At 55.9% G+C, this 20,562-nt stretch carries 24 protein-coding genes and 1 pseudogene; 11 read left to right on the plus strand and 14 right to left on the minus strand.

Translation table 11 applies throughout. The features are described 5' to 3' along the window. Positions 1–114: 114 nt before the first annotated feature. On the plus strand, positions 115–1,518 hold the full coding sequence (locus tag YA0848_RS00815; RefSeq protein WP_034100579.1) for an amino acid permease: 1,404 nt from the start codon (positions 115–117) through the stop codon (positions 1,516–1,518). A 39-nt stretch (positions 1,519–1,557) separates the two neighbouring features. Here the strand turns inward: YA0848_RS00815 and kynA are convergent, their stop codons facing one another. Together kynA and kynB are read right to left on the minus strand one after the other, a co-directional pair. Continuing rightward, positions 1,558–2,415: a tryptophan 2,3-dioxygenase gene (gene kynA / locus YA0848_RS00820; RefSeq protein WP_034100581.1), complete on the minus strand. Its 858-nt coding sequence runs from the start codon at positions 2,413–2,415 to the stop codon at positions 1,558–1,560. Beyond that, complete coding sequence (kynB, locus tag YA0848_RS00825; RefSeq protein WP_040269444.1) at positions 2,412–3,062, minus strand: arylformamidase; 651 nt, start codon at positions 3,060–3,062, stop codon at positions 2,412–2,414. The genes kynA and kynB overlap by 4 nt, the downstream gene beginning before the upstream one ends. 357 nt (positions 3,063–3,419) lie before the next feature. Between kynB and YA0848_RS00830 the strand changes: the two genes are divergently transcribed. Further along, positions 3,420–3,764 carry a cupin domain-containing protein gene (locus YA0848_RS00830; RefSeq protein ID WP_003230905.1) on the plus strand — a complete coding sequence of 115 codons (345 nt, stop codon included), beginning with the start codon at positions 3,420–3,422 and terminating at the stop codon, positions 3,762–3,764. An 85-nt stretch (positions 3,765–3,849) separates the two neighbouring features. On the opposite strand, the gene mmsB is transcribed toward YA0848_RS00830, so the two are convergent. After that, entirely contained in the window at positions 3,850–4,737 is an 888-nt protein-coding gene (mmsB, locus tag YA0848_RS00835) for a 3-hydroxyisobutyrate dehydrogenase (protein ID WP_169903805.1), read from the minus strand. Between the two features lie 15 nt (positions 4,738–4,752). Beyond that, complete coding sequence (locus YA0848_RS00840; RefSeq protein WP_034100588.1) at positions 4,753–6,270, minus strand: CoA-acylating methylmalonate-semialdehyde dehydrogenase; 1,518 nt, start codon at positions 6,268–6,270, stop codon at positions 4,753–4,755. Between the two features lie 132 nt (positions 6,271–6,402). On the opposite strand from YA0848_RS00840, the gene YA0848_RS00845 reads away from it, so the two are divergent. The 5 genes from YA0848_RS00845 to YA0848_RS00865 all read left to right on the plus strand — a co-directional run bounded on the left by YA0848_RS00845 (position 6,403) and on the right by YA0848_RS00865 (position 10,233). Beyond that, positions 6,403–7,350 carry a LysR family transcriptional regulator gene (locus YA0848_RS00845; protein ID WP_169903806.1) on the plus strand — a complete coding sequence of 316 codons (948 nt, stop codon included), beginning with the start codon at positions 6,403–6,405 and terminating at the stop codon, positions 7,348–7,350. A gap of 223 nt (positions 7,351–7,573) precedes the next feature. Beyond that, positions 7,574–7,930, plus strand: a complete 357-nt coding sequence (locus YA0848_RS00850; RefSeq protein ID WP_169903937.1) for a hypothetical protein — start codon at positions 7,574–7,576, stop codon at positions 7,928–7,930. 466 nt (positions 7,931–8,396) lie between these two features. Further along, positions 8,397–8,651 carry a hypothetical protein gene (locus YA0848_RS00855; RefSeq protein ID WP_169903938.1) on the plus strand — a complete coding sequence of 85 codons (255 nt, stop codon included), beginning with the start codon at positions 8,397–8,399 and terminating at the stop codon, positions 8,649–8,651. A 2-nt stretch (positions 8,652–8,653) separates the two neighbouring features. Next, positions 8,654–8,971 (plus strand): hypothetical protein, encoded by a 318-nt coding sequence (locus YA0848_RS00860; protein ID WP_169903939.1) that lies wholly within the window; start codon positions 8,654–8,656, stop codon positions 8,969–8,971. Between the two features lie 839 nt (positions 8,972–9,810). Further along, positions 9,811–10,233 carry a hypothetical protein gene (locus YA0848_RS00865; protein WP_169903940.1) on the plus strand — a complete coding sequence of 141 codons (423 nt, stop codon included), beginning with the start codon at positions 9,811–9,813 and terminating at the stop codon, positions 10,231–10,233. A gap of 256 nt (positions 10,234–10,489) precedes the next feature. Here YA0848_RS00865 and YA0848_RS00870 read toward each other — a convergent pair whose 3' ends face one another. The 3 genes from YA0848_RS00870 to YA0848_RS00880 all read right to left on the minus strand — a co-directional run bounded on the left by YA0848_RS00870 (position 10,490) and on the right by YA0848_RS00880 (position 11,738). Next, on the minus strand, positions 10,490–11,113 hold the full coding sequence (locus YA0848_RS00870; protein ID WP_169903941.1) for a recombinase family protein: 624 nt from the start codon (positions 11,111–11,113) through the stop codon (positions 10,490–10,492). A gap of 133 nt (positions 11,114–11,246) precedes the next feature. After that, positions 11,247–11,423, minus strand: a complete 177-nt coding sequence (locus tag YA0848_RS00875) for a hypothetical protein (protein ID WP_232925013.1) — start codon at positions 11,421–11,423, stop codon at positions 11,247–11,249. Positions 11,424–11,477: 54 nt separating this feature from the next. After that, complete coding sequence (locus tag YA0848_RS00880) at positions 11,478–11,738, minus strand: hypothetical protein (RefSeq protein WP_169903943.1); 261 nt, start codon at positions 11,736–11,738, stop codon at positions 11,478–11,480. Positions 11,739–11,882: 144 nt separating this feature from the next. Between YA0848_RS00880 and YA0848_RS00885 the strand changes: the two genes are divergently transcribed. Next, a complete protein-coding gene (locus YA0848_RS00885) occupies positions 11,883–12,398 on the plus strand; it encodes a hypothetical protein (RefSeq protein WP_169903944.1) in 516 nt (171 codons plus the stop codon). A gap of 21 nt (positions 12,399–12,419) precedes the next feature. Then, entirely contained in the window at positions 12,420–13,337 is a 918-nt protein-coding gene (locus YA0848_RS00890; protein WP_232925012.1) for an FRG domain-containing protein, read from the plus strand. A 104-nt stretch (positions 13,338–13,441) separates the two neighbouring features. On the opposite strand, the gene YA0848_RS00895 is transcribed toward YA0848_RS00890, so the two are convergent. Beyond that, complete coding sequence (locus YA0848_RS00895; protein WP_169903945.1) at positions 13,442–13,954, minus strand: hypothetical protein; 513 nt, start codon at positions 13,952–13,954, stop codon at positions 13,442–13,444. A gap of 323 nt (positions 13,955–14,277) precedes the next feature. On the opposite strand from YA0848_RS00895, the gene YA0848_RS00900 reads away from it, so the two are divergent. Then, the gene (locus YA0848_RS00900) at positions 14,278–14,607 is read left to right on the plus strand and encodes a hypothetical protein (RefSeq protein WP_169903946.1); all 330 of its coding nucleotides are present in this window, start codon (positions 14,278–14,280) and stop codon (positions 14,605–14,607) included. A 37-nt stretch (positions 14,608–14,644) separates the two neighbouring features. Here YA0848_RS00900 and YA0848_RS36505 read toward each other — a convergent pair whose 3' ends face one another. The 3 genes from YA0848_RS36505 to YA0848_RS00910 form a co-directional block, all read right to left on the minus strand. Beyond that, positions 14,645–14,836 carry a hypothetical protein gene (locus tag YA0848_RS36505; protein ID WP_332874066.1) on the minus strand — a complete coding sequence of 64 codons (192 nt, stop codon included), beginning with the start codon at positions 14,834–14,836 and terminating at the stop codon, positions 14,645–14,647. A 356-nt stretch (positions 14,837–15,192) separates the two neighbouring features. After that, entirely contained in the window at positions 15,193–15,912 is a 720-nt protein-coding gene (locus YA0848_RS00905) for a hypothetical protein (RefSeq protein WP_169903947.1), read from the minus strand. 403 nt (positions 15,913–16,315) lie between these two features. Further along, positions 16,316–17,671, minus strand: coding sequence for a tyrosine-type recombinase/integrase (locus YA0848_RS00910; protein ID WP_232925009.1), 1,356 nt, complete (start codon positions 17,669–17,671; stop codon positions 16,316–16,318). 43 nt (positions 17,672–17,714) lie between these two features. Here YA0848_RS00910 and YA0848_RS00915 point away from each other — a divergent pair. Then, positions 17,715–17,852: pseudogene (locus YA0848_RS00915) on the plus strand (LysR family transcriptional regulator); the annotation flags it as partial. 248 nt (positions 17,853–18,100) lie between these two features. On the opposite strand, the gene YA0848_RS00920 reads toward YA0848_RS00915, so the two are convergent. The 3 genes from YA0848_RS00920 to YA0848_RS00930 are packed head-to-tail and all read right to left on the minus strand — an operon-like array spanning position 18,101 to position 20,431. Further along, the gene (locus YA0848_RS00920) at positions 18,101–18,592 is read right to left on the minus strand and encodes an OmpA family protein (RefSeq protein WP_169903948.1); all 492 of its coding nucleotides are present in this window, start codon (positions 18,590–18,592) and stop codon (positions 18,101–18,103) included. Between the two features lie 4 nt (positions 18,593–18,596). Beyond that, positions 18,597–19,859, minus strand: a complete 1,263-nt coding sequence (locus YA0848_RS00925) for a diguanylate cyclase domain-containing protein (protein ID WP_034115082.1) — start codon at positions 19,857–19,859, stop codon at positions 18,597–18,599. Continuing rightward, on the minus strand, positions 19,856–20,431 hold the full coding sequence (locus YA0848_RS00930) for a YfiR family protein (protein ID WP_034100596.1): 576 nt from the start codon (positions 20,429–20,431) through the stop codon (positions 19,856–19,858). Before YA0848_RS00930 ends, YA0848_RS00925 begins: the two co-directional genes overlap by 4 nt. Positions 20,432–20,562 lie beyond the last annotated feature (131 nt).

The raw sequence follows: 20,562 nt of genomic DNA on the forward strand, positions 1-20,562 counted from the left end.
GCGTTCAGCTGTATTACGAACAGTTCACGCAGAGTAATATCTGACCCCAGCACTTCTGAGGGGCTGATGCGGCCTGCACTCACCCTTAAGAAAAACAAGTAGAAGGGAACGTTAATGGCGGATGACATGGTTAACCCGGTGGGCCTCAAGCGTGGCTTGAAGAACCGGCATATTCAGCTGATCGCTTTGGGCGGCGCCATCGGTACGGGGTTGTTCCTCGGCTCGGCCGGGGTGCTCAAGTCTGCCGGGCCGTCGATGATCCTCGGCTACGCGATCGCCGGTTTCATCGCCTTTCTGATCATGCGCCAGCTCGGCGAAATGATCGTCGAAGAGCCGGTGGCCGGTTCTTTCAGCCACTTCGCGCACAAATACTGGGGCGGTTACGCGGGTTTCCTGGCGGGCTGGAACTACTGGGTGCTGTATGTGCTGGTGGGCATGGCCGAACTGACGGCGGTGGGCAAATACATCCAGTTCTGGTGGCCGGAGATTCCGACCTGGGTCAGTGCGTTGGTGTTCTTCGTCGCGGTGAACTTGATCAATACGCTGAACGTGAAGTTCTTCGGTGAGGCCGAGTTCTGGTTCGCGATCATCAAGGTGGTGGCGATTGTCGGCATGATCGTGCTCGGCTGCTACTTGCTGTTCAGCGGCAGCGGCGGCCCCCAGGCCTCCATCGACAATCTGTGGAGCCACGGCGGGTTCTTCCCCAATGGCGGCATGGGGCTGTTGATGTCCATGGCGTTCATCATGTTCTCCTTCGGTGGCCTGGAGCTGGTGGGCATCACCGCCGCCGAGGCCAGCGAACCGCGCAAGGTGATCCCCAAGGCGATCAATCAGGTGGTGTACCGCATCCTGATTTTCTACGTGGGTGCGCTGACCGTGCTGCTGTCGCTGTATCCATGGGACCAATTGCTGCAAACCCTCGGCGCGTCGGGCGACGCTTACAGCGGCAGCCCGTTCGTGCAGATCTTCTCGCTGATCGGTAACGACACCGCTGCGCACATCCTCAACTTCGTGGTCCTGACCGCGGCGCTGTCGGTGTACAACAGCGGTGTGTACTGCAACAGCCGCATGTTGTTCGGCCTGGCCGAGCAAGGCGATGCGCCCAAAGCGCTGATGAAGCTCAACAAGCAAGGCGTGCCGCTGCGAGCCCTGGCGATCTCGGCGCTGGTGACGATGCTGTGCGTGGTGGTCAACTACGTCGCGCCGCAGAGCGCTCTGGAGTTGCTGTTCGCCCTGGTGGTTGCCTCGTTGATGATCAACTGGGCGCTGATCAGCATTACCCATATCAAGTTCCGCAAGGCCATGGGCCAGCAAGGCGTGGAGCCGTCGTTCAAGACCTTCTGGTTCCCGTTCAGCAACTACCTGTGCCTGGCGTTCATGTTGATGATCGTCAGCGTGATGCTGGCCATTCCGGGGATTCGCGAGTCGGTCTTTGCGATGCCGGTGTGGGTGGGGGTGATCTATGTGGCCTACCGGTTGCGAATGAGTAAGGCGAAAGCGGTCGCCGCTGCGCAGTGATAGCCATTTGGGAGGGGGCTAGCCCCCTCCCATATTTGTTTACAGCGTGGAACGCACTCGCCACAGCTCGGGGAACAACACCGTGTCGAGCATCTTGCGCAGGTAACCCACGCCTTCGGTTCCACCGGTGCCCGGTTGGAAGCCGATGATGCGCTCCACCGTGGTCACATGGCGGAAGCGCCACTGGCGGAACGAGTCCTCCAGGTCGATAAACTTTTCGGCCAACTGGTACAGGTCCCAGTAACGGCTCGGATCGCGATACACCTCGCGCCATGCCGCCTCCACCGAGTCATCGTGTACGGTCGCGGCCGTTGGGTCGCGTTCGGCGCGTTGCGGGTCAATCGCCAAACCGGCCTTGACCATCAAATTGATCGCCTCGTCATACAGCGACGGCGTGGCAATCGCCACTTGCAGTTGCTGCAACAATTCCGGTCGATGGGCATGGGGTCGCAACAACGCTGGGCTCTTGTTGCCGAGAATAAATTCGATCTCACGGTACTGAAACGACTGGAACCCCGACGACTGCCCCAGGAACGGGCGAATGGCCTTGTATTCCGAAGGTGTCATGGTCGCCAGCACGGCCCAGGCATGCACCAGTTGGTCGAAGATTCGCGACACCCGCGCCAGCATCTTGAACGCCGGCGGCAACTCGCCCAGGCGCACGTGTTCGCGGGCGGCCTTGAGTTCATGGAGCATCAGCTTCATCCACAGCTCGGAGGTCTGGTGCTGGATGATAAACAGCATTTCGTTGTGGTCCGGCGACAGCGGGTGCTGGGCGCTGAGCACTTTGCCCAGGTCCAGGTAGTCGCCGTAGCTCATGGACTCGGAAAAATTCAGCTCGGCGTTATGCCATTCTTCCGGGGCTTGGTAGTCGGCAGAAAAGGGACATTGGCTCATCGCGTGGGCTCCTTGAGCGGGCGCAGGATTGCGCGGACCGGGCTGGCGTCGAGGTGGGCAAAGCGCAGCGGCAAGGCGATCAGCTCGTAGTCGCCCTCCGGCACGTCGTCGAGCACGATGCCTTCGAGAATCGCCATGCCATGCCGGGCCACGGCGTTGTGAGAGTCCATGGTCTTGGACTGTTGCGGGTCCAGGGACGGGGTGTCGATACCGATCAGCCGCACCCCCAGGCTGGCAAGCCGCTCGATGGTTTGCGGGGCGATGGCGGTGAAATTCTCATCCCACTCGGTCAGCGGCGCTTGTGGATAAGTACGCAGCAATACGCGCTCGGGCAAGTTATCCACACGACCGTCGAGCTGATGAGGCTGCACCAGCGCGCCACTGTCCAGGCAATGCAGCACTCGGCAAGGGCCCATGTACACATCCAGCGACACCTCGCCAATCGGCGCGCCGTCGGCGCTGTAGTGCAGCGGTGCATCCACATGGGCGCCGGTATGCGGCGACAAGGTCACGCGCCCGACATTCACCGGACACTCCGGGCCGAACTGCCATACGCGTTCTTCCTGAAACGGCGTATCGCCCGGCCAGGTGGGCGTGGCGGCGCTCAAGGGCGGGCTGATGTCCCACCACGTTTTTATTGGGTTCATGCTCAAGGCTCTCGGTCGTTACTGGGGTGAATGATACGAGGGCCTGCTGTGAATTTTCTTGCAAATTCTGGCGTAAGAGGGGAGTTCTTTCGCACTTACTGCGAGAAAAAGGCTTATTCACGCTCGAATATGTCGCCTGATGTGGGAGGGGGGCTTGCCCCCGGTTAAGTGGGCCAGTTGATCCAGGTGCCCGTTGTGACGCCGCCATCGAGGGCAAACCCCTCCCACACTGACCTCGCCGTGCCAATAACCCCCTATTCATCTGCGCTTCTGGACATCCCGATGTCGAGTTCAGACCACTGAGGGTGCTGGCGACGCTATAGGGTTCGACTCTCGTTTCCTTGCCTCGGAGTCATCATGTCCAAGCCCATTACCGTACTGCGCGACACCCATCCCTTGCCGGTCCTGGATGCCTGCAAATGGGAGAAGCTCGAAGGCGACCCGCACACCGTCAACCTTAACGCCTACACCAGCGAAGACGGCAGCAAGATCATGGGCACTTGGATCTGCACCCCAGGCAAGTGGTACGTGGAATACGTGAAGTGGGAGTACTGCCACTTCCAGGAAGGCTACTGCGTGATCACGCCTGAGGGGATGGAGCCGATTCACTTGCGGGCTGGGGATATCTTTGTGGTGGAGCCAGGAATGAAGGGAACGTGGGAAGTGGTCGAGACGGTGCGTAAGTATTTTGTGTTCGCCTGAGTAATCACCCGCTTATGGGGGGATTGAGCAGGCTGGTGGTGAGCGGGCTGGTCCTGCTCACCACGCAGTTTCCTTTGCGTAGGATCTACTTGGGCTTGCAATAGCTGTTAACGATCGCCGAGAAGTCCTTGCCGCCCTCCCCGCGCTGGCTCATGGATTGATACAACTGTTGGGCCACAGCGCCCAGAATCACCGGTTGCTTGGCCTGGCGGGCAGCTTCGGTGGCCAAACCCAAGTCCTTGAGCATCAGGTCCGCGCCGAAACCGCCGGTATAGCCGCGAGACGCCGGGGCAGTTTCGATCACGCCTGGCCACGGGTTGTAAGTGTCGGAACTCCAGCAGCGCCCGGTGGAGCTGTTGATAATGCCCGCAAGCACCTGGGTGTCGATCCCCAGCGCATCGCCCAAAGCCATGGCTTCGCTGACGCCCACCATGCTGATGCCCAGCAACAGGTTGTTGCAGATCTTGGCGATCTGACCAGTACCTACTTCACCGCAATGCACGATGTTGCGGCCCATTTGCCCCAGCACCGGTTGCAGGGTAGCGAACAGTTCCGGGGTGGCACCGACCATAAAGGTCAGCGTACCCGCCTGGGCGCCGCCGGTGCCGCCGGAGACGGGCGCGTCGGCCATCGCCACGCCGTGTTTGGCTGCCGCTGCGGCCACGTCGCGAGCAGTCTGCGGGTCGATGGTGCTGCAATCCACCGCCGGCACGCCGCTACCGATACCGGCGAGTACGCCATCGTCATTCAGCCACACGCTGCGCACATGGGCGGCGGCGGGCAGCATGGTAATCACCAGCTCCGCGCCCTGGGCCGCATGGCGTGGCGAGTCGCTAATGGTACCGCCCAGTTCGGCGAGTTCCTTGAGCACGGTCTGGTTGAGGTCGAACAGGTTCAGCGCGTGGCCGGCCTTGATCAAGTTGCGGGCCATGGGCGCGCCCATGTTGCCCAAACCGATAAATGCAATCTTCATGAGGTTCTCCCGGAATCAGCGCAGGTTGATGGTGGTGTTGACGCCATCGTTGACCGTGTCGTCGTCGAACCAGCGGCTCGTGACGGTTTTGGTCTGGGTGTAGAACTGCACCACTTGCTTGCCGTAGGGGCCGAGGTCGCCGAGCTTGGAACCACGGGAACCGGTGAAGCTGAAGAACGGCACCGGCACAGGGATCGGGATGTTGATACCCACCTGGCCCACGTCGATTTCGCTCTGGAATTTACGCGCCGCCGCCCCACTCTGGGTAAACAGGCCGGTGCCATTGCCGAATGGGTTGGCGTTGACCAGGGCGATGGCCTCATCAAGGGTGTCGACTTCGATCACCACCAGCACCGGGCCGAAGATTTCTTCGGTGTAGATGCGCATGTCCGTGGTCACGCCCGAGAACAGGGTCGGGCCGACAAAGTTGCCCTGCTCGAAACCCGGTACCTGGATGTCGCGACCGTCCAATTCGAGCTTGGCGCCTTGCTGTACACCGCTTTCGATCAATTCCAGGATGCGTGCCTTGGCGCGCTTGGAAATCACCGGGCCGACATCGGTGCCGGCTTCGCTGCCGGCGTTGACCTTGAGCTTCTGTGCCAGCGCCTTCAGGTCCGGCAGCCATTGCTTGGACGCCCCCACCAGCACCACCACGGAGGTGGCCATGCAGCGCTGGCCTGCCGCACCGAAACCGGCGCCGACCAAGGCATTGAGGGTGTGTTCGCGGTTGGCATCCGGCAGCACGACGGCGTGGTTCTTGGCGCCCATCATCGATTGCACGCGCTTGCCGTGCTTGCCGGCCAGGTCATACACATGGGTGCCGACGGCGGTGGAGCCGACGAAGGACACCGCCTTGATGTCCTTATGGGTGCACAGTGCATCTACCACGTCCTTGCCGCCATGCACCACGTTGAGCACACCGGCCGGTACGCCGGCTTCCAGCGCCAGCTCCACCAGCAGCATGGTCGATAGTGGGTCCTGTTCGGACGGTTTGAGGACGAAGGTGTTACCACAGGCGATGGCCATCGGGAACATCCATAGCGGAATCATCGCCGGGAAGTTGAACGGGGTAATGCCCGCACACACGCCGATGGGCTGGCGCAGGGTGTAGGTATCGACGCCACCGGCGACGTTCTCGGCGAACTCGCCCATTTGCAGGGTACCGATGGAACAGGCGTGCTCCACCACTTCCAAGCCACGGAAAATATCGCCCTCGGCATCGGCAATAGTCTTACCCTGCTCGGCGCTGAGCACGACGGCGATGCGTTTGGAATGTTCGCGAATCAACGCCTGCAGCTTGAGCATGATGCGCATGCGCGCGCCGATCGGCGTCAGCTTCCAGGTCTGGAAGGCGCGATGGGCGGCATCGATGGCGGCGTTGACTTCATCGGCGGTGGCAAACGGGACTTTGGCCAGCACTTGCTGAGTGGCGGGGTTGACGATGTCTTGCCATTGGGTGGTCTTGGACTCGACCCACTCACCGTTGATCAGCAACTTGACCGGTTGTACGGAAATTTCGGCAGATGCGTTCATGTGGTCTCCAATTCTTATTTATATGCAGAGAACCAAGGCGTTGAACCGCCTTGAAGAATGAGGCGTTCGGACTGTTTTTGGAGTATAGATGTGCAAATCTCTAATAAGAACGCACATAAAAGCCGGACCAATATGCAAAAAAACATCACGTCGCTGGGCTCCCTGAACTGGGATGACCTGAAGTTTTTCCTCGAAGTGGCCCGCACCCGCAAGGCCAGCGTCGCCGCCAAGCGCCTGGCGGTGGACTACACCACGGTGTCGCGGCGCATCAGTTCGCTGGAAGTGTCATTGGGCACGCTGCTGTTCGAAAAATCCCGCACCAACGGCTTTGTACTCACCCCCGAAGGCCAACGATTGCTGGGCTACGCAGAGTCCATTGAAAGCACCCTGCACATGGCCTGCGAGCAGGTGTCCGGCTCCGGTGTCGCACTGTCCGGGCATGTGCGCATGGGCTGCACCGAAGGCTTCGGCAGCTTCTTCGTCACGCCGCAATTGAGTCACTTTGTCGACACCTACCCGGCTATCTCCGTCGACATCCTGCCCTTACCCCACTTCATCAGCCTGTCCAAGCGCGAAGCCGACATCGTCATCGCCCTGGAACGCCCAGAACACGGGCCGTACGTGTGCTGCAAACTGTGCGATTACACCCTGCAGTTGTACGCCACCCAGGATTACCTCGACCAACATCCGCCGATCCAACGTCCGGCGGACCTGGCCACCCACCCGTTTATAAGTTACGTCGATGACCTGGCCTTCAGCTCCGAGCTGCTCTACCTGGCCAACGTAGTCCCCGGCGCCAGCGCCAGCCTGCGCAGCACCAGCGTGATTGCCCAGTACGTCGCGGCACAACAGGGCCGCTCGATGGCGATACTGCCGTGCTTCCTGGCGGCACAAGACCCACGCTTGTTGCCGGTGCTGGGGGAGCAAATCACGATCACGCGCCAGTTCTGGATGTATTGCCGCGAAGACCTGCGCAAGCTCAAGCGGATCACCCTGTTGTGGGATTACATCCGCGAAGTCACTGAGCAGAATCAGCGGCTGTTGATGGGGGAAAGTCGGGCGATGTTGTTCGCCGACTGACTGTTCTTCAAGGAATCAGGTAGCGGAATCGTACCGATCTCAGCAGGCCTTTGCCAAAGGTTTGTAACTGCGGTTGGTACGCAACTTGTAACACCTCGACGTCCACATTCGAAGACGCACAGGCACTCGATAAGGACCACGCGAGGCCGCCCATCGCAGACGTATTGAACACCTGTCGCTCAGTCATGTACTGCACATGCATACAGCATCCGGTGCTTGCGTGATGGAAAACGATTTGATCGACGACAGCGGGTTTGAACTGGGGATGCCCACCCGCGTAGAGATGCTGAAGCACCAGTGCACCCTGCTTTGTGCGGAGCTGGAGACAACCCGCCAAGACTTAAGGAAGGCCCATCAGAACATCGCCAAGCCGATTGTGATGCACAGGGATAGCTCAACTGGGCTTGCAATGTTGAAGGTTGAGCATGAGCGGTTGGAGTGGACGCTGAATGACATGTACAACCGGGAGCGTGATAGGAAAGTGGTACGGATGGGGGATGCATACGGGGACACTCACTGCAAAAACCATAATCACTTGGCAGCGGTTAACCCTTTTAAAGCTGTGTTGCACTCGCCTTAATAGAGCGTTTTTTTTGTGATAAGGGTCGCGCCCCTAAAATCCACTCGACCGTTTTCGATCATTGAAAATTGATGAAAAAAAGCTCGGTCCAGCAGTATTGCGGCTTACACGTAGATTCGCTCTTTCACACACAATTTACGCACAGGCTTATCCACAGGGAGTACGTTGCAATCCCCCCTCAAAACGCATTATCTTGTATCCCGACGACAAAAAAACCCTAGATGTGGGGTTTGCCGTTAGCTGCTGACCTCGAATGAGGTACTTAGAAAAGTCTGCGAGTGGTCGTGTTCGGTCTGGACAACTTAGATCACAACCACCCGCACCAACTAAAGCTAAACAGTAGCGATTACGTTAGCCCTAGGGGGAATGCATTGAGCCAAACATTGACGGGATCGTCAACGGTTCTCTGCTGGCCGGTCCTCCCTAGGTCTGACAAATCCATCCTTATCTACACAGGTGAATTGTCATGCCTAGCAATACGAAGCAATCCTCATCCAAGGTGGCCAAATTGGCCTCCGAAACCCTCAGCAGCTCAAACGCCTCCGCGATTGCTAAACGCCTCGCCGCCTCAGCGTTAGCTCAAACCCACTCCACAAAACAGACAAGTGCTGAGATGGAAACGGTTGCGGGCAAGGTTCTCCAGAGCGACAAATACAGCAAGGAAACGAAAGCCCTCGCTGCGTCTGTTGTCTCCCAATCCAACCAAGCGCGGGGGAATTAATCATGCCTTACCACGCGGTTGTAACGGTAGATTTGGATAACGGCGTCAGCTCAACAGCTCGCACGAAATTCAACGAGGAGCTGAAGAAAAAGAACTTCAGCAAACACAAACTCACGACTCTCTGGACAGCGGTCTTTACACCAGCGACAACGAGAGAGGGCGCAGTCAAGTATGCCCGCGACAGTATTGATGCTGCTGCTGCGTCCGCAGGTATTTCCACCTACGAAGCCTTCGTGTCAATCAGCGAGGCGCCGCCAGTCGAGTGGAAGAAAAGCGCGACAAACCCTTTGTTAGAGGGGCTGTTGCGGTTCCAGAAGTAAAAAGCTTTAGGCCCCACCTCGGTGGGGTTTTTCACATCTGGCGGACTTTGTTCTGACAGTGAAGGCGGAACGTGCGGCTATTGCACTACTGTTGCTTCACGGCCACCGAAAGGCAGAAAGCACCCGCCAGCGCTCTTCATCAAGAATCTCACCTTCAGTTCACTACCCTTAGCAAGATTGTATCCAGCGGCCTTGTCCGCGAATTCGACCTTTAGGTCTTGAGTCCCGACGTGATCTACGTTCAACGAAACCTCGTCGGACTCCAACAGCACAATTTGGCCGCTCCATGTCATCCAGTGGTCTTTGTACTTGGCCTTGAATATGTCGTCTTTCTTCTGATCGCTGTAGGTGCTTTTACACCCCACGTCTGCGTTTACCTGCGCGTATGTCGCAGAGCTTTCGGGGTGCTGATCGACAGAACGGGAGGGTGAAGAGGTGGTACTTGCTGATGATGCTACTTGAGTTTTGTCTGGCGATTGGGAACTGAGCGGTAGCCAGAAGATGAAAACGAAAAGCCAAACAAACCCGATCACCCTAGACTGAGTCGAGTACCCCCTGCGGAGCAAGAACCAGACGAATACTGGGGCGAGTACCACGTTCCCAAGGAAGAGTGGGAGGCTGACCATGCGATGTGTAGGTTGGTAGGGCCGTGGACTGGCTGGTTGGCTACTCGACTTCACTGGAGCGCCGCAACCGGGGCATGATTGGGCGGTATCACTGATTTCCTTGGAGCATTCGTAACACGCGATGAGTGCCATACCACTTCCCTGTCAAAAAACGGCAGTTTGCCATTACCTTATCTGGGCGGCAATTAGCTGAACAACCTACGGAGCAAGGCAATGAGCGAAAGGTCTATCACACAGTTCTTCTCTGCCCTGAAGGCTCCACTGCGCATGATGAGGCAGTCTTGGGGAGCTGTGCGGGATGACGGAGCCGTGTTTCTGCGAGTGTGGCAGGATCGGTGCGAGACGTACGACGGCGTTCGGTATGTCCAGCTAACGCATTTGGAGAAATATGGCGGCGACAGCAGCAACTTCGGATACAACGAGCGAAAAACCCACGTTGAAATGATCTGCATGGGTGCTCCCTGCTATCTGGTGATGTGTTTGGCAAAGGACACAGAAGCCAAGCCGCGTGACATCAAGTCGTTCAACAAAGACACGATCTTTGTGGGTGGGGCGTTGATGCAATTCGATCAGGATTGGTGGATTGAGCTGGCGGGCAAAGTTGAATCTCATAAGCTGATGTCAGGGTCACTGTGACAGCGTGGTGGCGATTAACCGTCCTAGAAATGTTCACAAGCGTGGGAGCGCGAAATCAAATCCCCCGCCAAAAATTTTGGCCTCATGCCGATGGCGTTTCAGTTCTCAGCCAGAAAATAATGGCGTTAAAGCCAGAGCTATCAAGTGGCGAGCAGCGGCCTTAGTGAGATCGGTCCAAGCGGGACCCAAAATAAGTTGAAGGACCGCAGAGACCACAAAGTCCGCTCAATGCAGGCTATGGTGACGCTCAGGGTGGTCAGGCTTTCAGTTCACGCTTGATCCTGTAGACGGTGGCAACACCGCAACCAGCGAGTGTCGCTATCTCATCAGCAGACATGGTTGGGTGTTTGCCCATGACCGTAGTCACCTTGTCCCACATCGCGGCATTCTTTGCCTTGCCAGCTGGCTTCCAGTCAGGATCGGCAGCCTTCTTATTCTCCAACCCTTGCTTGATGCGTTCCACACGCTTCTCTTGATCCAGTCGTGCCATGGTCGCCATAAGATCAATCAGCATGTTGTTGATCACATCCATGATTTGACCTGTGATTCCTTTGGCCTCAACCAGCATGTGACTGGTAGGCAGATCGGCCACAACCAACCGAAGCCCCTTGGCCTTGATAGTGGCTTTGAGAGTGTCCCAGTCAGCTTGTGAGAGACGACTGAGGCGGTCTACAGACTCAACCAATAGCACGTCTCCACTCTCGGCAGTGTCGAGCAAGGCGAGCAGCTCAGGACGATTGAGTTTGGTTCCACTGATATTCTCGGCGTACACGCCAACGATGCTCAAACCTTTCTCGACAGCGAACAACTCAAGGGCGACTTTTGCACGGTTGGCGTCTTGGTCTTTGGTCGACGCTCGGAGGTAGAGGTGGGCATTCATGGCTGACTATCCTTTAGCATTAAATTTGATAGGATAATGATAGCAAAATCGTATAGCTATTCGCAATAGGCATTTGATAGTGCTTGCTGAGCAGTTCTTGGACTACCGGATAGGTCTACTGCTTTGATAGCGATTATTGTCGGAGCTTGAGGATTCCAGCGGTGATCGCGGACGCATTCACATCAAGGGTTGCCAATGCGGTGATCGCGTTTTCATGGGCTTCGCTTGAACCGGTGGATTTTGCCCATAGGGCCAGCTCTTCGATTGCGGCGGCAATAGCATGCTGGTTGTGCAACAACAGAGTCAGCACGTCGCTGTGGCGATATTGGCGTCTGGCATGTCTGTTCGTCCGTGGATATGGCAATCACTCAACACACTCAAAGGTGTAGTTACGGTCCCAGTAGTCGCCCTTGATCGTCATCTTGGCGTAACGCTTATGCTTCAGGCATTCAGCATCAGCCAATCTCTGTGCTTCTGATGCATTCAAAGACTGCGACTCGATAACCACGTTGCGGGGGTTAGAGCTGACCACTGATGTGGAGCACCCGCTCAAGGCAATGGCAATTCCGATCACGACGGCATGGCACCATATAAACGGGGGCGGGTATCGGTCGATCTTGTGCATGGCAATGCTCCATCGGTGATCGAATCATCCTAGCCCAGCTCTCTACCAGTTGGTACTTGTCCAGAGCCCCCCCAGCGGGATGCAGCTTGACTGCACGTAAGCCTAGATTGACCATAAGGCCATCTGCAAGCATGGATGGCTGAAATGTCCCCAAGAATCCGGTATGTCGAAACAAGTGATGAGTACAGAGTTAGGTATGTTGAATACGAACTCTTTGAGGGAACACAATGCTTTGAGCTGCTAGACAGCGATCGTCAGAAGGCAAAGCAGAAGATTGCTGAACTCTCCCAACACTTGAAGAACTCCACCTATCTCAACTTGTCCGTAAAGTGGGGCTTTTGCTGGGCAGAGTACGAGAACAACTCAGGCTACATGACTCATGAGCCTTTGAAGTTTGAAGATTTCCTAGCCGACACTTGCAAGACATTCATGCCGACATTAGGCACAGGTTTGAATGGTGGCATGATGCGGGAAGACCATAGGCTTAGGAAGCACATCTATCACGACCACCATGTGCCTGAGCTTAAAGGCACCATGAGAGAGATTGATATTAGGTTTGGTCCTAAAGTGCCTCAAGACTATTATGGTAACTACGATTACAGCAAGTATCCCGGTGGCTACAGTCCATCCGTTTCCTACAGTGGAGAAGGTGATTACTGAATGATGGGTAGTCCGATTGAAATGCCTTTTGAAACAGCACGGGAACTACTGGAATATGTCTCCCCTCTCAACTCGGTTTGGGACAAAGCCCGGTACATTTTCAGGGGCCAGCCTAGTGCCGATTACAAGCTGATACCATCCGTTTGCCGGACTGGTGAGGGCTCGTTTGCACACGGAGCACCTAGGCGTATGTTTGATAAGTCCAGTGCAAATCAGATTGGGTTTGAATTGGAGATACTGAGAAAATTCCTAGATGGTTGTGATAGGTCTGGCCTGCCAGTGCCGGGCTACTCTGAGCAACTGAAAAGGAAGTTTTCAGAGTTTCCGTTTTTGTTCCCTGAATCTTTTCTGCCTTGGCCACCTGAACAGCTCTTTGAAATCATGGCTGTTGCTCAACACTACGATGTGCCTACACGCCTCCTAGATTGGACTGAGCGAAGCTATGTGGCCTGTTACTTCGCAGCATCATCAGCCAATTTTGAGTTGGATAGTCATACTCATTTGCCCAAGATTGCAGTATGGGCGTTAGATACTACATACCATGACGACTGGGAAACAGTAAAGATCATTAGGACGCCCGGAGGCACTAGCAGGAATCAGGCAGCACAGTCGGGATTATTCACAACACACAATGTGACAAGATATGGCATCAATGATGAGTATCAGTCAGAAGCCCTAGATGATGTTAAGGAAATCTATTGCAGGGGCAGAAGTTCCCGACCACTGATAAAAACGACACTGCCAGTCACTGAGGGGCCAGAGCTATTAGAGTTGCTGTCAAAGCTTGGCGTTGACGGATCAACTCTGTTCCCCGGCTATCATGGAGTAGCTAAGATGGTGCGTGATTGGGCTAACGTTGAGGTTGGTGTTAGGTTGTCTCAAGATGCTATTGATCAAGCCAATGCTGACAACTACGACCATGACCCGGACTTTCATTGAGCATAGAAAAGCCAGCTCTAATGGCGAGCAATCCGTCACTCAACACAGGCTATACGCCCCGTGTTTGCTGGTGCTGGGGCGTATCGGTCTCGGTAGAATCTCTACTACATATCCGGGTAGGCTTCTTTGTATGGAATGGCCTTTGGAGCAACTTCAAGACAAACCCTTTCCAAGTGCTTTGCCACTTCTAGCACTTCCATACTTAGCACACTAATTGCCTTGGCCTCATAGCCGTAGCGAGCATTGTAGAAGTACCCTGAAAACTCTTTCAGCTTCTGCTCAAGCGGCAACTCAGGTGCAAGCTCCTTTGAGGTATCTAAGATGAGTTGGCGGTAATTGGCTGGAATCTTCCTGAACAGCTTGTCTAAGAAGTGGCCTCTGTCTGATTCCACAGCACTTTGATACATCGTCAAGCCACCGGGCAAAGCAATATCAATGGGCGTGCTATCGTCTTTGGCAAGGAATGACTTCAAGAAAAGTTCCATAGAGAAGCCAGCCAGAACACATGCAGGCCGCCATTGACCTACATCCCCATGCTTCACAATCAATGAAGCGGCTTTGAGATATGAACTTCCCTCTTCTATAACTTCCCAGCTTGGCAATGGCAAGAATGGCATTACAACTCCGTCTGTGATTCCTCGTTGGTAGCGTAGAAGATTACCACAAAAGGAAAGCCGCACATAGATGAACTGTAGAAGGCTCAGGAGATGGTTTAAGGGCGCTGGGTATCTAGACATATTGCTCATGCACGAAACACGCTTAAAACGCCTTGCGGGACTCTGTACCGGTGTGATGGTGAGTGCTTGAACGAGTCACTAGATGCAACAACATATATCAAAAAATTTTTCATTGCCCGCCATTGAAAAGCCATCATACAGTCCCCAAATAGGCATAACTCCGCACTTCGCGGTTAACGACGCACAATGAAAGGAAGCGGCAAATGATTAGAGTGCTACTGTCCTTGGACTTGAAAAAGTCAGAGGATCAACGGGAAGCTTTCTATGTCTTCTTGAAAGATAAGGGTTGGAAGAAAACCCATGATGTAGATACTGTTTGGACCCTCGAATATGAGAATGCAAACCCTGATGATGATACATATCGAAAAATCAAAAAACACATCAAATCGACACTGATTGAAGCTTCTGAAGAGTTCAAGCTCTACAGAGTCGAATATGTAGCTCAGATTGGGAACGCTGAATACATTGCGAAAGCGATTAGGAAAGATGAAGGCGTGTACCAGCAATTCAACCGCCCTCTGCATGAAGAATGATAGGTGACAGAGTCCGGTGACTAAACACCACCGGATTTTAACCAGCAGGACCGGAATTTCCAGTACCCGGCGTGACGCCTGTGTGTTTGTGCGTACTGAATGGAATTCCATTAACTGTCCATTCGCCAACAACGTAGCCTTGGCCTGTCCAGTTGGTTTGAGACACGTTGACATTCATTTGTTGTGCATTGAGGGTGATGGAGTTGGAAGCGTTTGGCTCAATGTCCATCACAATACAGTGCCACACCACCTACCTTCACAGAAAAGAAGATGATCTTGCCGCTCTTGATTATACGGTGCAGAGAGAATCAACGGAGTTGAAGGGGTAGTCCCGTGTCGCATCGACACAGGATGATTCCTTTCATTTTCTGGGGAATTGATTTTCATCAATTATTATTCCCCAATAACCCTTGGAAGGTAGTGGCTTTGACCTACGGTCGAAGTGTATAAAGTTTAGACCTATCGGTCTGAGAGTTACCTTCATAGTGCGAATGCTTCACTTCTATATCCGAGCGTAATTCACCCATCAAGTGTGTCCTCTCTTACAGGTCGTTCGCTTCTCTCTCTTATCCGAGCGTAATTAAATCACGCCAGTCCTTGCAGTAGCCCGGTGTTGTCTTGGTGGTACGAGTCGGCAAAGTCCACTTCAAACTGTATCTGCTGACGTACAGTCGGATTGCGTTCAAGGTAGAACTCCATTCCTTCGATAGCGAAACGGGCACACTGGCAGATTCTCCGTGCTTGTTGGTCGCTCATCGTGCGTAAACCCTCAAGACGAATCACGCTCTTTACGTTCTCAGTGCTGATCTCATCAAGCATACAAGCCCGCAGTACATGGGAGGGACTTACGTTCATTTTCCCATTGCTGTCCTTGCCTACTGTTATGCAGGCGCCATAAACGTAATCATCAATCCAGCCAAGGCGTTCAGCATGGGCCACCTTGAAATGGCTAGCGTGCGGGTTGGGCGTTACCTTGGGCTTAGGTCCACGTTTACTGCGTTGTGCATCAAGATCAACAACCCCATCCGGCAGGCACTCCATTTCTTTCTCGATGATGCTCGGCCTTGGAGCAGGGTCAATCTCATAGCGAGAATGTACGACTGGTGCCTTGCCGGCTTGAGGCAGAGAGTAATCGTAGGGAGCAGGGGAAAGGTCGTGAGTGGTGTAGCAGCCCAATACCTCACCAGTGCTCTTGTCGACGACAAAACTGTCAACGGTAGTGGTACGGAGCTTGGTTAGTGCGGGACGAATGTCGGTAGCTGGTGTGGCGGCGGGAAGTACATTGTTGCGGACGAGCGTGGTCATCGTTTATCTCCTGTGTCAGTTCATTTCGATAGGCAGTTCCTCTCGGGTTGTGCCGGTTGGTTTTGTGAGTCCCAGACACGACGAAGCCTCCTTACAAGGGCACCAATTCGGTGGTTGTAGTGGAGGCTTCCAAGTTGTCTGTCTACCTACTGGGTAGGCGGCGGATTGTACACACTTTGCGACAATCGGTCAAGGAATATCTTGACAGGCCAGATTCCGCCAGAAACTAGTATTTATGGCGAGGAACACCTTTTGCTTAGTCCAGACAGCCATTTAGGACCGTAAACATTAGGCTGTACGAAAGTTGTTCCTCAGAACATGACGAATCCAGTGCAGGTTATGCTCGGGTTTATCGATGGTTTCTAACGAGTTTTCGGTGCCGCCAATAGCCCCAATAGCACAGTCACTGCCCCCCGCAAAAGAACAATTCTCGAAGCATCTCCGCGATGGTCTCAACAGGCACCCCTGAACCGTAAACATCAAAAGTTATCGTGCCCGACGCATGCCCCATCACAGCCTGTGCGTAAGCCGTAGGAACTCCTTTGGCTTGCATCAAGGACGCCAGCGAGTGTCGCATGGAATGAAACACCAAGCCGGGACCAAAGGATTCCCCAAGGGCCGCAGGGATTGCCTGTTGGTTAGCCCACTCACCGCCTGTCTTGTAGCCAATCTGAGCCAACGATTCCGACTCGCTGAGCTTGCACGTTTCGACGTACCGCATGAACGCTGCAAGGTCGAAACCGTAAGCGCCTTCCGTCAGTGGTACCAATCGTTCACTACGCTTGTTCTTGATTGACTTGCCTTCGCCTGCTTCGTTGATGTGAATGGCTGTGATACCTGACGCAAGGGTCTGTACATCTCTTACCGTCAACTGTGAGATTTCATTCAGACGCCCGCCAGTGATAGCCCCGAGGCTCAACAACCAGCGCTTCCATGAGGTCTCTGGCAGCGTATTGGAGTAAGCCACCAGCTTGCCTACCTGATCCTGCGTGAACGCCTTACGGCTCGATTCAGTGCCCTTCGTGAGCTTCAGTTTCTTGTCGTAAGACTTGGATATGTGACCGTTTTCAACTGACCATGCAAGGACAGCCGAGAGCTTCACGATCAGCTTATTGACCGTTGAGGGCATGCGGCCATCTGCAAGACGATCACGCAAAGCCACGAGATCAGCCCGTGAGTGCGTCCGCATGTCCAGCTCTCCAAGAGCAGCAGAGATAGTCCCGTGGCAAATCTTGGTTTCCTTAAGGGTCGATGCCTTCTGGTCCTGTCCACGGTCAGCCAAGTAGAGACCCGAGAGATTCTCAAAGGTCATCGCTGGTGCCAATACAGATAGACACACCGGGACGTCCGCTACAGACTTCATGAGTCGTGTAGAGCTGCCCACAAAGCCAGAGTGGCTATCATGCAATCCGCCCCACACCTGCGTAACGTCGCCATCACGTCCAGCCTCAAACAGCTCCATCGAGACAACACGGAAATGTTCCTTCAGCTTGCTCCACGAAGCATCAGGGTTATCCAAATGGAACGCCCTGACAAAGCCCGATAGCTGCTCAGCGGCATCCATAGCAGCCCTTCTGTTGCTGGTCTTCAGGGAAACCGAAGCGAGATTCTTGGTGCTACCTGTAGCCCTGAGACGCATGTAGTAAATACCGTTGCGACGGTAGTAATACGGCTTGGCGAGTCTTGTCGTCGGCCTCACAGGAAAAGCGAGGTTTGTAACGGTGTTTGTAACAGCAGGTTGAGCTGCAAGGATGCTCATAGCGGTTAGCCCCTGTATTCATTGGGTTAACCTGAGTTCCTTGAAGTTTTGGATGTATTGCCGGGAGGACTTAAGGAAGCTGAAGCGGATTACGTTGTTGTGGGACTACATCCGGGAAGTGACCGAGCAGAACCGGGGGTTGTTGATGGGGGAAACGCGGGAGATGCGATTTGCGGATTAATCGGCCGAAACCAGACCAACCGGTGGGTAGGGACTAGCCGTGGGTCAGCCACGCCGCCATCGGGTTCAAGCCCCCTCCCACATTTGATCTGGTTTCGTCAGCCAGGTATTCAACCTGCAATGCATTCTAGGTGGGAGGGGGCTTGCCCCCGATGGGGCCTGCTCAGTCGATACCTGTGTTGCTGACCCACCGCTACCGGGAGCAAGCTCATACTTGATCGGCATTCAGGTTGAAGCACCCGAAACCGCTCAGTCGGCAATCACCACAATCGCCACCCGTCGATTCTCGGTGCGCCCTGCGGCTGTATCGTTCGACGCCACGGGCTGGCTGCTGCCCAAGCCGCGCAGTTGGATGTTTTCTTCTTTCATACCCACGCTCGTCAGCACCGTGGCCACGCTTTTGGCGCGGCGCAGGGAGAGTTGCTCGTTGTAGGCTTCTTTGCCGGAGGCGTCGGTGTGGCCGTCCACGCGTACGCGCTCTATGCCCACGCCGAGCAGGGCTTTGCCGATGCGTTGGACGATCGCGGTGCTCGGCGGGTTGAGGGTTTCGATGTCGCTGCCGAACAGCACTTTGCCCGACAGACCGAATGCCCAGCCGTCATCCGTGAGTTCAAAGCCCTGTTGTTTGAGTACCGCGACTTGCGCCGGGGTCAGGCCTTTAGGGGGTTGTGTCTGACAGCCGCCGAGGGCCATCAAGGCCACCAGCACAGTAAGAAACAGAACGCGTGCAGTCGAGAACAAGGGATCAACTCCTGTGTTGAACGTTAACAGCAGAGTGCTCCGACTCTGCCGTGTGCTGGCCGCCCTGGGTCAGGCGTTTGGCCTGGTACATCGCCGCGTCGGCGGCATTGAGCAAGGTGCCGGGTGTGGCGCCATGCTCGGGGTAAATGGCAATGCCGATGCTGAGCGACGTCAGCACTTGAGAGCCACCCGGCACGTCAATCGGCATGTCCATGCTGGCGATGATCTTGTCAGCGATGCGCTGCGCGTCCTCGGCCTTGTGCAACGGCGCAAGCAGGATGGCGAACTCGTCACCGCCCAGGCGCGCCACCAGGTCACCGTCACGCAGTTGCGCGCGCACACGGGCAGCGACAGCCACCAGCACAGCGTCGCCGGCGGCGTGGCCGAAGTTGTCGTTGATGTCTTTGAAGCGATCGCTGTCGAGGAACAATACCGCGACCCGCTCGTCGAGCTTGGCCGCGCCGCGCAGGGCTCGAATCAGCCGACCTTCGAAGAACGCGCGGTTGGGCAGGCCGGTCAGGCTGTCGTGGTTGGCCTGGTGGGCCAGGGTTTCGTTTTCGCTTTGCAGGTGGCTTTGCCAAGCTTCCATTTCGCCGAGCAAGGCATTGAAGTCACTGCCCAGGCTGTCGAGTTCGGCGATGCGCGCGGGCGGTACACGTCGATCAAAATCCCGCTCGCTGCGAGCGGCGTGAGCCACGGCGGCCAGGCTTTGCAACGGCACGGTGATCCCGCGCAGCAGTCGCCGGGCCAAGTGTAATGCGACCCAGGCGCTGAGGGCGGTGCAGATCAGAATCCCGGCCAGACCGCTGAGCAGGAAGCGCAGCAGGCTGCCGCCGTGGCCGGTCAGGTGGATACTGCCGACGGTGCGGCCCTGGTGCAGGATCGGTTGGTTGATCGGCTGTTCAAGAAGGGCATGCGCCAGTGCCAGTTCCACCCGCGAGAGCATGCCGGTTTCGGGGCGTGCCCAGTGGGCCAATAACTTGCCGTTGGCGTCGAAAACGTCGGCATCGGCCACCTCTTCGGTGGACGCAATCAGGCTCAGTGCCTCGGTGGCTGCGGCGCGGTCGTTGAACACCACCGCCGCTTCCACGGTGTAAGTGATGGAGCGTGCGATAAGGTGCAAGTTGTGTTCGGCATAGACGCGCAGCGCCAGCACGCCGAGCAGGGTCAGGGACACACTGGCCAGGGTTACCGCCACCAGAGCCAGGATCAAATGACCACGGCCGATAACCGAGCGCAGGCTAGGTCGCACTTTCACATGGGTCATGGAGCAGGCGCCCGGCGGCGGGACAGTTGCAGCACGCTGGGGTGAATGCGCACGCCGCTGCGTGCCACCGAGTCGAGGTTGACCTCGAACGACACTTGTTCATCGCTTACGCGCAGGCAAAACAAGCTGCCGACGGTGCACTGGTCGCCGCCTTCGCTGATGCTGAGCACCGGGTGGCCGATCAACGAGGCAAACAATTGGCTGCGCTCATCGGCGGTAAGCTTGCCGATGTACACCGCGTCGCAGGCGTTGACGATATCGGGATGGTTGACCAACAGGCGCTGCACCACAACCGGACGACCGGTCGCCTGGATGGTGCCTTTGATCAGGTCATCGGTGTATTGGGTGGGCCCGACGATACACAGGCGCAATTGCGCCGGCTCCACCGGCCAGCGCGCGTAACTGAGAATACCGAGTACCACCTGAGTGACCGCCTGGGCACGCTGCGCGGCCATACCCTCGGTGGCCGGGACGTCCGCAAACCCGTGCGGCGCCAGCGCACACAGCAGCGCCATCAGCAGCAGGCGTCTCCAGCTCCAACGGCACTCTGTGGGCGAGACAGCCACGTTCATGCTGCGATTCTCTCAGGTGTTTTCGTGGGGTGATGCCGCAACGATAGCACAGCGGCGGAAAACCCCGCGAGGCAGTGCCTTCGCGAGGTCCGCTATTTTTTCAGAAAATTCAGGCAGTAGAATCAGAAATA

It is taken from the genome of Pseudomonas sp. S4_EA_1b (assembly GCF_016307435.1).
GTDB lineage: Bacteria > Pseudomonadota > Gammaproteobacteria > Pseudomonadales > Pseudomonadaceae > Aquipseudomonas > Aquipseudomonas rhodesiae.